Origin of the sequence: Mesorhizobium sp. B2-1-8 (assembly GCF_006442545.2) — a bacterium.
Classification (GTDB): Bacteria; Pseudomonadota; Alphaproteobacteria; order Rhizobiales; family Rhizobiaceae; genus Mesorhizobium.
In genome coordinates this window covers 1,067,604-1,081,388 of sequence record NZ_CP083952.1, presented here as the reverse complement: position 1 = coordinate 1,081,388, position 13,785 = coordinate 1,067,604, and the positions used below count along the sequence as shown (strand labels likewise).

The following is a 13,785-nucleotide window of genomic DNA, read 5'->3' as shown; positions in this document are numbered from 1 at the left end:
GTACGATCCTGTTGGAGGGGGATTCAGGGCCGTACCGCAGAGGAGGGATTGGACTGACCGTTCGGGGACACAGCTAGATGGCGCTGGATGACGACATCCGCATCCTGTCCGCCGTGAGGCTTTTCGAGGGCTTCACGCAGGAACAGTTGCGCCTGCTCGCCTTCGGCGCCGAGACCACTCTCGTGCAGGCGGACCACAAGCTTTATCGCGAGGACGACGTGGCCGACTCGGCCTATGTCGTGGTCAGCGGGCGTATCGTGCTCTATCGCGAGCAGAATGGCGAGCGCGTCCCGATCGGCAAAGTCGGCCCCGGCACGATGCTCAGCGAACTGGCGCTGATCGCCGACACCAACCGGCTGACCAGCGCCTCGGCCGAAATCGACTCGGAAGTGATAAGGCTGAGCCGCAAGATGTTCCGGCGCATCCTGGAGGAGTATCCGGAACTGGCGGTGAAACTGCACCAGCGCATCTCCGAGGAATTCCACGAAATGATCCGCCGCATCGAGGAACTGGCCCCGCGGTTTTCGGGGTGAAGCCTTTGCCGCGATAGAACTCGAAGCTTGGCGGGACAGCGCCCCCTCTGTCCTGCCGGACATCTCCCCCACAAGGGGGGAGATCAGCGGCCTTGGCGCTCCGCTCGATCTTGCAACATCAGCGATTGGCGAAAGCTTCGAAACATCCAATCTCCCCCCTTGTGGGGGAGATGTCCGGCAGGACAGAGGGGGGCGCGAAGGATCGCGACAGAACGCCTTTCTATCGACGAATCTGTTAATCCAGATCGAACCTGGCGATCACCGGCACATGGTCCGACGGCCGGTCCCACCCGCGCGCCGCCCTCAGGATTTCGTAGCCGGCAAAATCAGGCACCAGGTTTGGCGACGACCAGACATGGTCGAGCCGCCGGCCACGATTGGACGCCTCCCAATCCTGCGCCCGATAGCTCCACCAGGTGTAGAGCTTCTGTTCCGATGGCACGTTGAGCCGCATCAGGTCGACCCAGCCGCCGGCCAGCCGCATCGCCTCGAAGTTCTCGGTCTCGACCGGCGTGTGGCTGACCACGTTGAGCAATTGCTTGTGCGACCAGACGTCATGCTCCAGCGGCGCGATGTTGAGGTCTCCGACCAGCACCGAGGCCGACACCTCGCCATGCTCGGCCCGGATGGCGTTCATCTCGGCGACGAAATCGAGCTTGTGTCTGAACTTCCTGTTGATGTCGGGATCCGGCTCGTCGCCGCCCGCCGGAACGTAGAAATTGTGCAGCAGGATCGCCTTGCCGCCGGCCCGCACCGTCACCGACAGATGCCGGCTGTCCTCGATATCGCAGAAGCGGCGCTTCTCGACCACCTCGATCGGCCGCCGCGCCACCGTCGCCACGCCGTGATAGCCCTTCTGGCCATGGAAGGCGATGTATTGATAGCCGGCCTTGCGAAAGGCTTTTTCGGGGAAGAGCTCGTCCGGGACCTTGGTTTCCTGCAGGCAGAGCACATCGGGCGCGTACTCATCGAGCAGGCGTTCGATGATCGGCATGCGCAAACGCACGGAGTTGATGTTCCAGGTGGCGATGGAAAAGGGCATGCGGCAAGGTCCGGCGACAGATCGCCGAACTACTGCCAGCCACACGCCGGAAAAACAAGCGAGGCGACGAAGACTACCGTGTCTTGGTGTTCAGTTCGCGGTTGGCCGTATAGTCGATCGCGAAGGTGTCGGGCGCGAAACTGACCCCTTCCTTGGTGTTGAAGATCATCACCGTCGTGTCCTTGCCCTGCGCGTCGGTAATCGTCCACTGCCGCAGATCATAGGTTTTCGGGTCGAACATCATGGTGATTCGCGCATTGCCGAAAACCGACTTGTCGGAGAGCTGGATGGTGGTGAGGTCGTCTTCTTCCTTGACACTCTTGACGCGGTCGCCGGAGAGGTCGATCCGGTCGTCGAGCAGCAGCTTCAGCGGCGTCTTCGACAGCGGATAGAGGTCCGACGTGTTCAGCTTCTTGTTGAGGATGACAACCGACCTGCCGTCGGAAATCACCCGGAAATCCGAAGCCCCGTCGTAGTTGAAGCGGATCTTGCCTGGCCGTTCCAGGAAGAATTTGCCGCCGGTCTGCTCGCCCTTGGGGCCGAACTGGACGAATTCGCCGCTCATCGATTTGACCGCTGAGAAATGGTCGGCGATCTTTTGCGCCGCCGCAGGCACGGCCGCCTGCGCCGAGGCCAGCAGCTCGAATCCGGGCACCACGTTGAGCGCGGCGGCACCCGCGAACACCAGGCCGAGGCCAAGCAACTGGCGGCGGGTCGGGGCAAGATCGCTGAGTGCTGAAAGATCGTTTTTCATATCGGTGACTCTCGTCTGATTCCTGATTTGGTCGCTGTCGTGAACCCCCAGTTGGGCTGAAGTTTGGCGAGGCGATGGCTGCTCAGCCGGTTGAACGCGCCAGAAGGTTCAAAGTTGCCGCAACTCCCCATCCGTCAGAATTTGTCGTCTTCGGTCGGTACCAGGATTTCGCGTTTTCCGGCATGGTTGGCCGGGCCGACAATGCCTTCCTTTTCCATCTTCTCGATGATCGAGGCGGCCCTGTTATAGCCGATGCCCAGACGCCGCTGGATGTAGCTGGTCGAGGCCTTGCCATCGCGCAGCACCACTGAGACCGCCTGGTCGTAGGGATCGTCGGAATCCTCGAAATTGCCACCGCCTCCGCCACCGGAACCGCCCTTGCCGGACGGCTCGTCGTCGTCCTCGCCGTCATCCTCGGTAATGGCGTCGAGATATTCCGGCACGCCCTGCAGCTTCAGGTGCCCGACGATCTTCTCGACCTCGTCGTCGGAGACGAACGGCCCGTGCACGCGCTGGATGCGGCCGCCGCCGGCCATGTAGAGCATGTCGCCCATGCCGAGCAGCTGCTCGGCGCCCTGCTCGCCCAAAATGGTGCGGCTGTCGATCTTGGACGTCACCTGGAAGGAGATGCGGGTCGGGAAATTGGCCTTGATGGTGCCGGTGATGACGTCGACCGAAGGACGTTGCGTCGCCATGATGACATGGATGCCGGCGGCACGCGCCATCTGCGCCAGGCGCTGGACGGCGCCTTCGATGTCCTTGCCGGCGACCATCATCAGGTCGGCCATTTCGTCGATGATGACGACGATATAGGGCATCGGCTCGAGATCGAGATTCTCGGTCTCGTAGATCGCCTCGCCGGTCTGGCGGTCGAAGCCGGTCTGCACGGTGCGCGAGATCTTTTCGCCCTTCTTCTCGGCCTGTTGCACGCGCGCGTTGAAACCGTCGATGTTGCGCACGCCGACCTTGGACATCTTGCGGTAGCGGTCCTCCATCTCGCGCACGGTCCATTTCAGCGCCACCACCGCCTTCTTCGGGTCGGTCACGACCGGCGTCAAGAGATGCGGAATGCCGTCATAGACGGAAAGTTCGAGCATTTTCGGGTCGATCATGATCAGCCGGCATTCCTGCGGCGTCAGCCGGTAGAGCAGCGACAGGATCATGGTGTTGATGGCGACCGACTTGCCCGAACCGGTGGTGCCGGCGACCAGCACGTGCGGCATCTTGGCGATGTCGACGATGACGGCCTCGCCATTGATGGTCTTGCCCAGCGCCAGCGCCAGCTTGGCCTTGGTCGTCTCGAAATCGCGGCTGGCCATGATCTCTCTGAGATAAACCGTCTCGCGCTTGGCATTGGGCAGTTCGATGCCGATGGCGTTGCGGCCGGGTACGACGGCGACGCGGCAGGCAATCGCGCTCATCGAGCGCGCGATGTCGTCGGACAGGCCGATGACGCGCGACGACTTGATGCCCGGCGCGGGTTCGAGCTCGTAAAGGGTGACGACCGGACCCGGGCGAACAGCAATGATCTCGCCCTTGACCCCGAAATCCTCCAGCACGCCTTCGAGCAGGCGCGCGTTCTGTTCCAGCGCGTCCTTCGAGAGACTTGGGTCGCGCGCCACGTTCTTCGGTTCGGATAGGAAATGCAGCGACGGCATTTCGAACGTGTCCGAGCCGATCAGCGAGGTCTGCGCCTCGCGCTGGACGCGGGCGCCCGGCACGGGTCGCGCCGCCGGCGCCTCGACCCGGGTGGCGGCATCGGAGCGGAACTGCTGGACCTTGGCCCCGGGGGCACGCCGCTGCGCGACCGGCTCGTCGTCGAAATCCATGTCATCGTCGTCACGGCCGAAGACATCGTCGTCGGCCGGATCGACGGAAACACCGCGGTCGTTGACCATGGCGGCGAAGAATTCCGGTTCGACACGGGCGCGGCCGTCCTGGCTCATGCGGGATTCGGCGAACTCGGCCGACTCGACCCGTTCGGCGGCACGGCGCCAGGCGCTGGCGCGCGGCTCCATCTCCGGTTCGAACTCGTCGCGCTCCTGCCTGCGGCGCACCGCGCGGCGATGCATCCAGGCGCGGAACGAAAGCCACCAATGTGTAATTGCGCCGAGCGCCAGCATGCCCTCGTCGCCCTCGTCCTCGTCATTGTCGAACAGGAGCTCGTCCTCGCGCGGGTCCGCGGCGGCCGGTTCTTCCATCACGGCGAAGCCGTTCTTGCGTCCGATCAGAGCCGCGCCATAGGCGAACAGCCAGAGCGCGGGTGCCGCCAGCAATATGGCGAGCACGCTGGCAATCAGCCCGGTCGGATAGCCGCCGATGAGGACGCCGGGAATCTTGAGCACCATGTCGCCGAAGACGCCGCCGAGGCCGGTGGGCAGCGGCCAGGTCTTGGGCGGAACGATGCAGCCCGCGATCGCGGCTGCGAGCAGCGCGAAACCGAACCAGAACAGCCCGCGCTTGGGCAGCCTGTCGACGCCCCGCGCCGAAAACAGGAGATAGCCCCAGATGACGGCCGGAACCAGCGCGGCGACCGCGGCAAGGCCGAAGAACTGCATGGCGAGGTCGGAGAAGACCGCGCCGGCATAACCCATGGCGTTGGTGACGATGTTGGCGGTTGCGTGCGAGAAGCTCGGGTCGGCGACGTTCCAGGTCGCGAGGCTTGCGACGGCGAAGGCGGTGAACGCTAACAGGCCGGCGCCGACCAGACGGCCGACCTGGCGCCGCGCGAATGCCTGGATGCCGTGCCCCGTATCGGTCAGCGCGAGCGGTGCTGAAGCCCCTGAACGCATGCTCTTCCCCGTAAGTGATTGCCTGGCCCGAGCGCATGACGCACTCCGGCAGATTCGGATGCCAGACTAGGCGTGGGAAGGTTAAGGGCGCATTAACTATAAGGCTGCCGGCGACCGTCCTTTTGACGTCGAGACCTGCCAGTGCTTGCACCACATGAAAATGGCGGGCGCCCTGGCCCGCCATCCATTCGTTGGGTCGGGCAGCGTGTTACTTGCTGCCGCCGAGCATCTTCACATTGGCGCAGAACTCGGCGTGCGGCTTGCTCATCGCCGCGTCCTGGCATTCCTTCATCATGGCGTCCTGCTTCTCCTTCGGCATGGCCATGAAGGCAGCCTTGAATTCCGCCATCGGCTTCATGGTTTTCATGCTGGAATCGGTGAAGAACGGCGCCATGTTGTCCGGCTCGTCCAATGCGCCGGCAAATGCAAAGCCGCTGACCATGGAAAGCGCGAGTGCCCCGAGGCAGATATTCTTGAGGTTCATGTGAAAATTCCTTCCCTGTGTTCAAAAACGCGAGCGTCAGACCGACGGTCGCCTCCACAGTTCGGAGACAGGGCGGTCGATGTTTCCTCGAGAATTTTTTTCACGCGAACGTGATTGCGCGAAGTTGATCTTCACCAGAACGAATTTCCAAAAAAAGAGGCCCGGAGCGATCCGGGCCTCAAGGCGTGAGGCCCTTTGGAGGACGTCACGACGGGATGCTTTTCAAAGCAATTCCAGGAAAAGTGCTTTTGGCGGTTTTTCGTCCGGAATTGCGCAAGAACAAAGAAATCAAGCAATTCCAGGAAAAGCGCTTTGGCGGTTTTCCGTCCGGAATTGCGTGGGAGATATGGGGCTGGCGGGAGGAGGGTTCCGCCGGCCCCATTGGCAAGGATGCCTTACGGCACCACTTCGCCATGCTGGGAGATGTCGAGGCCTTCGACCTCTTCCTGGGTCGACGGACGCAGGCCGACCAGCGCCTTGACGACATAGAGGATGACGAAGGTGGCAACCGCCGTCCAAACAATGGTGACGGCGACACCGTAGATCTGCTTGCCGAGCGAAGCGCCCGACGAGAGGCTATTGATCGCCGGGTCGGCAAGCACGCCGGTCAGCAGGGCGCCGACCACGCCGCCGACGCCATGCACGCCGAAGGCATCGAGCGAGTCGTCATAGCCGAACATGTGCTTGACCTTGACCGCCGAGAGGTAGCAGACGACGCCGGCGACGATGCCGACGATGAAGGCTCCGGTCGGGTTGACGAAACCGGAAGCCGGTGTCACCGCGACGAGGCCGGCGACGGCGCCCGAGATGATGCCGAGCACGGAAGGCTTCTTGGCGATGATCCATTCGGCGAACATCCAGGCCAGTGCCGCGGCGGCTGTGGCAACCTGGGTGTTGAGCATGGCGGCACCGGCAAGGCCGTCGGCCGCCAGTTCCGAACCGGCGTTGAAGCCGAACCAGCCGACCCACAGCAGCGATGCGCCGATGACCGAATAGACAAGGTTGTGTGGCGCCATGTTGGTGGTGCCGTAGCCTTCGCGCTTGCCAAGCACCAGCGCGCAGACGAGGCCCGCGACACCGGCATTGATGTGGACGACCGTGCCGCCGGCGAAGTCGAGAACGCCGGCCGTACCGAGGAAGCCGCCACCCCAGACCCAATGCGCGATCGGCACGTAGACGATCAGCAGCCACAGCGCCATGAAGATCAGCAGTGCCGAGAACTTGAAGCGTTCGGCGAAGGCGCCGGCAATCAGCGCCGGCGTGATGATGGCGAAGGTCATCTGGAACATAGAGAAGACGAATTCAGGGATGTTGGCCACACCCGGCAACCACAGGCTGGCAGTGGTGATGCCGTGGTGGAAGAATTTCGAGGCGCCGCCGAGATAGGCATTCATGCCACCGCCGTCGGAGAAGGCCAGCGAATAGCCGAACATGAACCACAGCACCGTCACCAGGCAGGTGATGGCGAAGCTCTGCATGATGGTGGCGAGCACGTTCTTCTTGCGCACCATGCCGCCGTAGAACAGCGCCAGGCCCGGGATGGTCATCATCAGCACCAGCGCCGTCGAGGTCAGCATCCAGGCGGTGTTGCCGGTGTCGAGCACCGGGGCCGGAGTGGCAGCCGGCGCGGCAGCCGCGGCAGCGGGTGCGGCTTCCTGCGCGAAGGCGGCGACGCTGCCCAATGCTGCGAGAGCGAGCGAGCCCAGAAGGGCCGCCCTTCCCGTCGTCTTCAAGGTGGAAGGAATATTCATTGAACTCTCCATTGGAATACGTGTTCGCCGCTCAGAGCGCGTCGGTGTCTGTTTCGCCGGTACGGATGCGCACCGCCTGGTCGATGCCGAAGACGAAGATCTTGCCGTCGCCGATCTGGCCGGTCTTGGCCGCGGCGGTGATGGCTTCGACGGCCTTGTCGACCATGTCCGCCGCGACCGCGACTTCGATCTTGATCTTCGGCAGGAAGGAGACCGCGTATTCCGCCCCGCGATAGATTTCCGTATGTCCCTTCTGACGCCCGTAGCCTTTGACTTCGGTGACGGTCAGGCCCTGGATGCCGACGGCGGTGAGCGCCTCGCGCACCTCGTCCAGCTTGAACGGCTTGATGATTGCCATCACGATTTTCATAAGGTTTCACCCTTTGCTGTTGCGGTCCCCCGCGTTTGCACACCTTCACCGATCCCAAAGAGCCCGGAGAGTGCCCCCAATGATTCAAGCTCCGTGCCAAGTGCCGAAGCAGGGTGTTAACCTATTGTAAACAAAGGGAATGAAGCGACCAGCGCCGACAGGTGCCTGCGTCTGCGCCGCACCATGTGCTCAAAAAATAGGCATTTTTACGAAATTGCCTACTTTGCCGGCTTTGAGCATGACCACAAAATATGGAACCGGCTTTCGGAAAGAATCTTGCTCAAACAAGACTCGCGATGCTCAACGCTTGAGCCGGATGAGGCCTTCCTGTGCCATCGAGGCGATCAACGTGCCGTCACGGGCATAGAGCGTGCCGCGGCTGAAGCCGCGCGATCCCGAAGTCGAGGGACTGTCCTGCGCATAGAGCAGCCAGCCGTCGAGCGGATGCGGCCGGTGGAACCACATCGAATGGTCGAGGCTGGCGGCCTGGATGTCTGGATCGAACAGGCCGCGCCCATGCGCGAAGGTCGAGGTGTCGAGCAGCGTCATGTCGGAGAGATAGGCGAGCAGCACCGACTGCAGCGCGCGATCGTCGGGAACGGGGCCGGCAAGGCGGATCCAGACATTCTGCCGGGGCGGCAGCTTGTCGCGGCTCTCATAGTGCTGGAGATTGACGGGCCGCAGTTCCAGCGGCCGTTCGCGGGCCCAGAAGCGGCGCACCGCCTCCGGCACCCGGTCGGCCGTTTCGAGCAGCTCGCGCTGCGTCTTCAGCCCTTCCGGCGGCGGCACGTCGTCGGGGAGCGCGAACTGGTGCTCGAGCCCCTTCTCGTCGACCTGGAACGAAGCCTCCAGCGAAAAGATCGCCTGTCCGTGCTGGATCGCCAGCACGCGCCGCGTGGTGAAGGAGCCGCCGTCTCGGATGCGGTCGACCTCGTAGATGATCGGCACCTTGATGTCGCCCGGGCGCATGAAATAGCCGTGCAGCGAATGCACGAAACGGTCCGGCTCCACCGTTCGCTGCGCAGCCACCAGCGCCTGGGCGATGGTCTGGCCGCCGAACACGCGCTGCCACTCCACCTGGGGGCTGCGACCACGATACAGATTGTGTTCCAGCCTCTCGAGGTCGAGAATGCGCAGAAGCTCGTCGATCGCCGCCGTCATGTTTTGTGACCCCGCCGCAAAATTGCTATGGCGGTTTCCGACAGGAAGAACGAGCCGTCAAGGGCGCAGGCCCCGGTGGGCGCGCAAGGAGCCAGGACAATGGAACGCAAGGCGGACGCCAAGACCAGAGCCGGGCTCGATGTCCTCGTCGCCGGCGCCGGCTATGTCGGGCTGGCCGCCGCGGTCTCGCTGAAGCAGGCCCGCCCGGGCCTCACCGTGGCGCTGGTCGACGCGGCGCCCGCCGGTTCCTGGCAAAGGGATGGCCGCGCCTCGGCCATCGCCGCGGCCGCCTGCCGCATGCTCGACCAGCTCGGCGTCTGGGCCGAGATCGCGCCGCGGGCGCAGGCGATCACCGAGATGATCATCACCGATTCACGCAGCGCCGATCCGGTGCGCCCGGTCTTCCTGACCTTCGGCGGCGAAGTGGCGCCGGGCGAACCCTTCGCGCATATGGTCGCCAACAGGGCGTTGAACGGCGCCCTGCGGGCCAAGGCCGAAAAGCTCGGCATCGACATCATCGAAGGGGTGGCGGTGCAAGGTTTTGAGACCAATGGCGCCGGCATCACGGTGCATCTTGCCGACGGCGCCACGTTGACAGCGCGGCTGCTGGTTGCCGCCGACGGTGTCAATTCGAAACTGCGCGACATGGCCGGCATCAAGACGGTCAAATGGGAATACGGCCAGTCCGGCATCGTCTGCACCGTGGCGCATGAACGTCCGCACAATGGCCGCGCCGAAGAACATTTCCTTCCCGCCGGCCCCTTCGCCACGCTGCCGCTGAAACCCGACGAGGACGGTACCAACCGCTCGTCGATCGTCTGGGTCGAACGGGCGGAAGATGCGAAAACGCTCGTGGAAGGCGACGATCTCGTCTTCGAACATGAACTCGAACAGCGTTTTGGCCTGAAGCTCGGCGAGATTCGCGTTGCCGACAAGCCGCGCGCCTGGCCGCTCGGCCTGACCATCGCGCGCGCCTTCGTCGCACCGCGCATCGCGCTTGCCGGCGATGCCGCCCATGGCATCCATCCGATCGCCGGCCAAGGCCTCAATCTCGGCTTCAAGGATGTGGCCGCACTTGCCGAGGTGATCGTCGAGGCCGACCGGCTCGGCCAGGACATCGGCGCGCTCGACGTGCTGGAGCGCTACCAGCAATGGCGCCGTTTCGACACGGTGCAGATGGGCATCACGACCGATGTGCTGAACCGGCTGTTTTCCAACGACATCACCCCGCTGCGCACCGTCCGCGACATCGGCCTCGGCCTCGTCGAACGCATGCCACGGCTGAAGGAGTTCTTCATCCGCCAGGCGTCGGGGCTTTCGGCCGGCACGCCGCGACTGCTGAAGGGCGAGGCGATCTGATCGCCCGTCGCGGATTAGTTGACCTCGAAGCCGAGCTTCTGGCGCAGTCGTAGCATGCGCTGATCCGCAATCTTCAGGCGCTGCTCTCCGCTCTGGGCCACCCGGTTCAGCATCTGCAGCAGATCGTCCCGTTCGTTCGGGTCGAGACGTTCGCGCAAGAAGGGCGCCAACTTGTCGATGACGATGGTGGTGTCATCTATCTGCGAGGCAGCCCACTTGGCATAGACAACCGCCTCGTCGGTCTTCTTCTGGCCGTCCGCGATCTGCGAAATCACCTCCCGAATGACGGCCTCACGCCGCGGCAGAACCGGGCCACCTTCCGAAACCATCGCGGTGATCAGCGTCGCGGCGGCCACCACCGGATCGTCGATCGCGGTCAGCGGCGACTGTGCGGCCTGCTTGCGCAGCTTCTTTCGCCTGATGTTGCCTTGCACGCGCCCGACGACGTCGGCGACCTCGCGCGCGGCGTCGTTCATGGCCTTCATCCGATACCACCACAACGCCGCCGCTCCGAGCACGCCAAGGACAGCAATCAGGAAAGGCATGTCCAGATCCCCCAAAGTCCTGGGCGACGATAGGAGAACTCGTGGCTCGCTTCAACACGCAAGAATTGAGCCCGGCAAACGGGGACGCTCGCTCGACCGCCCTCGGTTTCCAAGGGACCGCAACGTATGACAGGGAATTATGACCCCGGCACTTTGTAGATCGCGCGCACCTCAATGGCGCCGATTTCGGCCAGCGGAATCTCGCCGGCGATGTCCAGCGCCTCGTCGAGATCCTTCGCTTCGATCATGACGAAACCGAGCAACTGCTCCTTGGTTTCGGCGAACGGGCCGTCGGTGACAAGTCTCTTGCCCTTGCGTCTGCGGACGGTTTTCGAGGTTTTCACCGATTCCAGCGCCTGCGCGATGATCAGCTTGCCTTGCTGATCCAATGACCTGTCATAGGCCAGCGAATCCGCGTCGAGCTTGGCGGCACCCTCGGAGGTCAGCGCGTAAAGATCTTTTTCCTCACCATAGACCAGGCAGACGTATTTCATTTCAAGCTCCCTTCCTGTGACAAACCATAGGATGCGGCGACAACCGTGTCAGCCTTGCCCGCGACCGCCGCCGCATGGTCGAGAAGGCATGCCGCGACCGCGATGATGGCAACCGCCGCCAGCAACCTGCCGAAGCCGGACGCCGGCGGGTCCAGCCAGAAGTCTTCCTGTCGCTCCAGCCTACGGCCCGGCCTCTTCCACAGCACGAAAAACAGATTGTCCATGTGAACCTCCATCCGACCACAAAACCCGTGGCCGCCCGCAGGACGGCCGGACCGGATGGAAGCCGACATTTTTGCAGGCTTATTTTTTCCCGGAAGAGAAAGAGGCCGTCATCGTGCGGTGGTCCAAACAGCGCGGTGGTCTTCGCGCCCACTCGCGCTATAGTTGGCCTGACGCTGGCTCACCCAGGACAAGTTCACGACAACCCAGGAGGACTCCATGGACCGCACCGCAAACGCCGTCTGGAAAGGCAATCTGAAAGAGGGCAAGGGCACGCTCGACACGCAGAGCGGAACCCTGAACGGTACGCCCTATTCGTTCAAGGCGCGCTTCGAGGACGAAAGCGGCAAATCCGGAACCAATCCGGAAGAACTGATCGCTGCTGCCCATGCCGGCTGCTACGCCATGCAGCTCTCGCATTTCCTGGCCGAGAACGGCACCCCCGCAGCCGAGCTCGACGCCAAGGCCGTTGTGACGCTGGTTCCCGGCACCGGCATCACCGGCAGCGCGATCACGCTGGTCGGCAAGGTGCCCGGCATCGATGCCGCGAAATTCAAGGAATTGGCCGAAAAGGCCAAGGCCGAATGCCCGGTCTCCCAGGCGCTCGGCGCGATCAAGGTTTCGCTCGACGCCAGGCTGGGCTGATGAGCGTGGCCTGAAATGCCAAACGCCGGCCCCAGGTCCGGCGTTTGGCATTGGCGAAAGCGGTCGTGGCATCCAATCTCCCCCCTCGTGGGGGAGATGTCCGGCAGGACAGAGAGAGGCGCTGGCCCGCCGACGTCCCGGATTGCCGGCCTCAACCGCCCAGCGTATCAAGCCGGGCGCGCAGAGCCGCGACTTCCTGTTCCAGCGCGTCCAACCGCGCTTCCAGGTCGGAGGCAGGCGTAGCCGGCGCACTCCGTTGCGCCGATAGAGCTGCAACGTCCACAGGTCCAGAAAGCAGATGCACATAGCGGTCCTCGCGCTGGCCTGGCCCGCGCGGGATTTCCTGGACCAGCGGCGGCCGGCGGCCGATCAGCATGTCGAGTTCTGCGCGCAGGTCTTCGATCGACGCAAACCGCGCCAAGCGCTCGGCGCGCGCCAGCAGTTCATGCGCCGTCTGCGGTCCGCGCAGCAGGAGCAGGCCGAGCAACGCGGTCTGCGGCGTGGTCAGCGAGAAGCGCTGCGCCATCTGATGCTCATAGCGCTCCACGCGCGAGCCGAACATCTGCCGCACGAGTCCCTTCTGCTCGAGCAGCTTCAGGGCCCGGTGCACCTCCGTCTGCTCCAGCGCCATGACAGGCTCGCGCGCCGTCTTCTGGTTGGCCGCGGCAAGTGCCGCGTTGAGCGTCAGCGGATAGACGTCCGGCGTCAGCTCCTTCTTCTCGATCAGGCAACCGAGCACCCGCGCTTCGACGGGAGAGAGGATGGGAAGGTCATCGCTCATTGAAGTTCAGCCTCCCGGCGGTAAAAATCGATTGCAAGTGCCTGTGTGCGCGCCTGGCGGGCTTCGTCCCTGACCATGGCGGCAAGGTTCATGTGATGGTGACCATAGCGCGCTTCGAGATAGCGTGCGATTGCGATTGGGATGGGACCGGACCCCATCTCCCGCGTCTGGCTTTTCCGCTCGATCAGGCGACGGATTTCCTCGCTCGCAGGAGCCGGCACGTCCGTCTCGTCAAGGCATTCGCCAAGGTTCATCGGCGGCAGGCTGGCGAAGCGGCGCTGTTCCATCCAGTCGAGAGCCACCAGCGGGCGGATCAGGTAGAACAGCTTCTTCAGCTTCACTTCGCCGGAAAAACTGCCGATCTTGGCGACGTGCGAGCGCGCCAGGCCGAGATAGTGGTGCGATACCTTTCCCGGATCGACGATCTCGGCCAGCAGGTCGAGAAGGCGCGCGCGAAATCCCGCGACTTCTTCATAGACGATAGCCGACTTCGTCCATTCGACGATGACCGCATTGCCGCCGAGCGCCAGAAGCAAGGCCTTGCGCAGATCCCAGCCACCGGCATCGATCTCGCCTTCAATCGGGAATTCGATCACGTCGCGCGGCTGCTGCAGGACCAGATGATCCGAGATCGGCCTGATATAGACAAAACGGCAATCATAGTCGCTGTCGGGCGACGGAAACCCCCAGGCGCGACTGCCACTTTCGATGGCGAACAGGATTCTTACACCTTGCGCTCGCACCAGATCGAGTCGTGCCCGAATTGCTGCGACGGCGTCCAGGGAGAAATCAGCGGGTAACGTCGGCTTCAGACCGTTCTCCACCATCATCTTCTTGATCTCGGCAGCCGTG

The 13,785-nt window shown here is 63.5% G+C and carries 15 protein-coding genes; 3 read left to right on the top strand and 12 right to left on the bottom strand.

Annotation, left to right across the window (positions count from 1 at the left end):
- Window positions 1-77: 77 nt before the first annotated feature.
- A complete protein-coding gene (locus FJ970_RS05220; protein ID WP_140763306.1) occupies window positions 78-533 on the top strand; it encodes a Crp/Fnr family transcriptional regulator in 456 nt (151 codons plus the stop codon).
- A gap of 235 nt (window positions 534-768) precedes the next feature.
- Here the strand turns inward: FJ970_RS05220 and FJ970_RS05215 are convergent, their stop codons facing one another.
- The 7 genes from FJ970_RS05215 to tesB form a co-directional block, all read right to left on the bottom strand.
- On the bottom strand, window positions 769-1,575 hold the full coding sequence (locus tag FJ970_RS05215; RefSeq protein ID WP_140763303.1) for an exodeoxyribonuclease III: 807 nt from the start codon (window positions 1,573-1,575) through the stop codon (window positions 769-771).
- 73 nt (window positions 1,576-1,648) lie between these two features.
- Window positions 1,649-2,329 carry an outer membrane lipoprotein carrier protein LolA gene (locus FJ970_RS05210; RefSeq protein ID WP_140763300.1) on the bottom strand — a complete coding sequence of 227 codons (681 nt, stop codon included), beginning with the start codon at window positions 2,327-2,329 and terminating at the stop codon, window positions 1,649-1,651.
- 134 nt (window positions 2,330-2,463) lie between these two features.
- A complete protein-coding gene (locus FJ970_RS05205; RefSeq protein ID WP_140763297.1) occupies window positions 2,464-5,121 on the bottom strand; it encodes a DNA translocase FtsK in 2,658 nt (885 codons plus the stop codon).
- 208 nt (window positions 5,122-5,329) lie between these two features.
- Window positions 5,330-5,605: a hypothetical protein gene (locus tag FJ970_RS05200; RefSeq protein ID WP_140763295.1), complete on the bottom strand. Its 276-nt coding sequence runs from the start codon at window positions 5,603-5,605 to the stop codon at window positions 5,330-5,332.
- 395 nt (window positions 5,606-6,000) lie between these two features.
- The gene (locus tag FJ970_RS05195; RefSeq protein WP_140763292.1) at window positions 6,001-7,356 is read right to left on the bottom strand and encodes an ammonium transporter; all 1,356 of its coding nucleotides are present in this window, start codon (window positions 7,354-7,356) and stop codon (window positions 6,001-6,003) included.
- Window positions 7,357-7,387: 31 nt separating this feature from the next.
- Complete coding sequence (locus tag FJ970_RS05190) at window positions 7,388-7,726, bottom strand: P-II family nitrogen regulator (protein ID WP_127280023.1); 339 nt, start codon at window positions 7,724-7,726, stop codon at window positions 7,388-7,390.
- Between the two features lie 300 nt (window positions 7,727-8,026).
- On the bottom strand, window positions 8,027-8,887 hold the full coding sequence (gene tesB, locus FJ970_RS05185; RefSeq protein ID WP_140763289.1) for an acyl-CoA thioesterase II: 861 nt from the start codon (window positions 8,885-8,887) through the stop codon (window positions 8,027-8,029).
- Window positions 8,888-8,986: 99 nt separating this feature from the next.
- Between tesB and FJ970_RS05180 the strand changes: the two genes are divergently transcribed.
- Complete coding sequence (locus FJ970_RS05180) at window positions 8,987-10,246, top strand: ubiquinone biosynthesis hydroxylase (RefSeq protein WP_140763286.1); 1,260 nt, start codon at window positions 8,987-8,989, stop codon at window positions 10,244-10,246.
- A 14-nt stretch (window positions 10,247-10,260) separates the two neighbouring features.
- Here the strand turns inward: FJ970_RS05180 and FJ970_RS05175 are convergent, their stop codons facing one another.
- The 3 genes from FJ970_RS05175 to FJ970_RS05165 all read right to left on the bottom strand — a co-directional run bounded on the left by FJ970_RS05175 (window position 10,261) and on the right by FJ970_RS05165 (window position 11,509).
- A complete protein-coding gene (locus tag FJ970_RS05175) occupies window positions 10,261-10,791 on the bottom strand; it encodes a hypothetical protein (protein ID WP_140763283.1) in 531 nt (176 codons plus the stop codon).
- A gap of 137 nt (window positions 10,792-10,928) precedes the next feature.
- Window positions 10,929-11,285: a YciI family protein gene (locus tag FJ970_RS05170; RefSeq protein ID WP_140763280.1), complete on the bottom strand. Its 357-nt coding sequence runs from the start codon at window positions 11,283-11,285 to the stop codon at window positions 10,929-10,931.
- On the bottom strand, window positions 11,282-11,509 hold the full coding sequence (locus FJ970_RS05165; RefSeq protein ID WP_140763277.1) for a hypothetical protein: 228 nt from the start codon (window positions 11,507-11,509) through the stop codon (window positions 11,282-11,284). The genes FJ970_RS05170 and FJ970_RS05165 overlap by 4 nt, the downstream gene beginning before the upstream one ends.
- A gap of 217 nt (window positions 11,510-11,726) precedes the next feature.
- On the opposite strand from FJ970_RS05165, the gene FJ970_RS05160 reads away from it, so the two are divergent.
- Window positions 11,727-12,152: an OsmC family protein gene (locus FJ970_RS05160; RefSeq protein WP_140763274.1), complete on the top strand. Its 426-nt coding sequence runs from the start codon at window positions 11,727-11,729 to the stop codon at window positions 12,150-12,152.
- Window positions 12,153-12,303: 151 nt separating this feature from the next.
- Here the strand turns inward: FJ970_RS05160 and FJ970_RS05155 are convergent, their stop codons facing one another.
- On the bottom strand, window positions 12,304-12,933 hold the full coding sequence (locus FJ970_RS05155; protein ID WP_140763268.1) for a YceH family protein: 630 nt from the start codon (window positions 12,931-12,933) through the stop codon (window positions 12,304-12,306).
- A complete protein-coding gene (locus tag FJ970_RS05150) occupies window positions 12,930-13,763 on the bottom strand; it encodes a DNA polymerase beta superfamily protein (protein ID WP_227792032.1) in 834 nt (277 codons plus the stop codon). The genes FJ970_RS05155 and FJ970_RS05150 overlap by 4 nt, the downstream gene beginning before the upstream one ends.
- Between the last annotated feature and the right edge of the window lie 22 nt (window positions 13,764-13,785).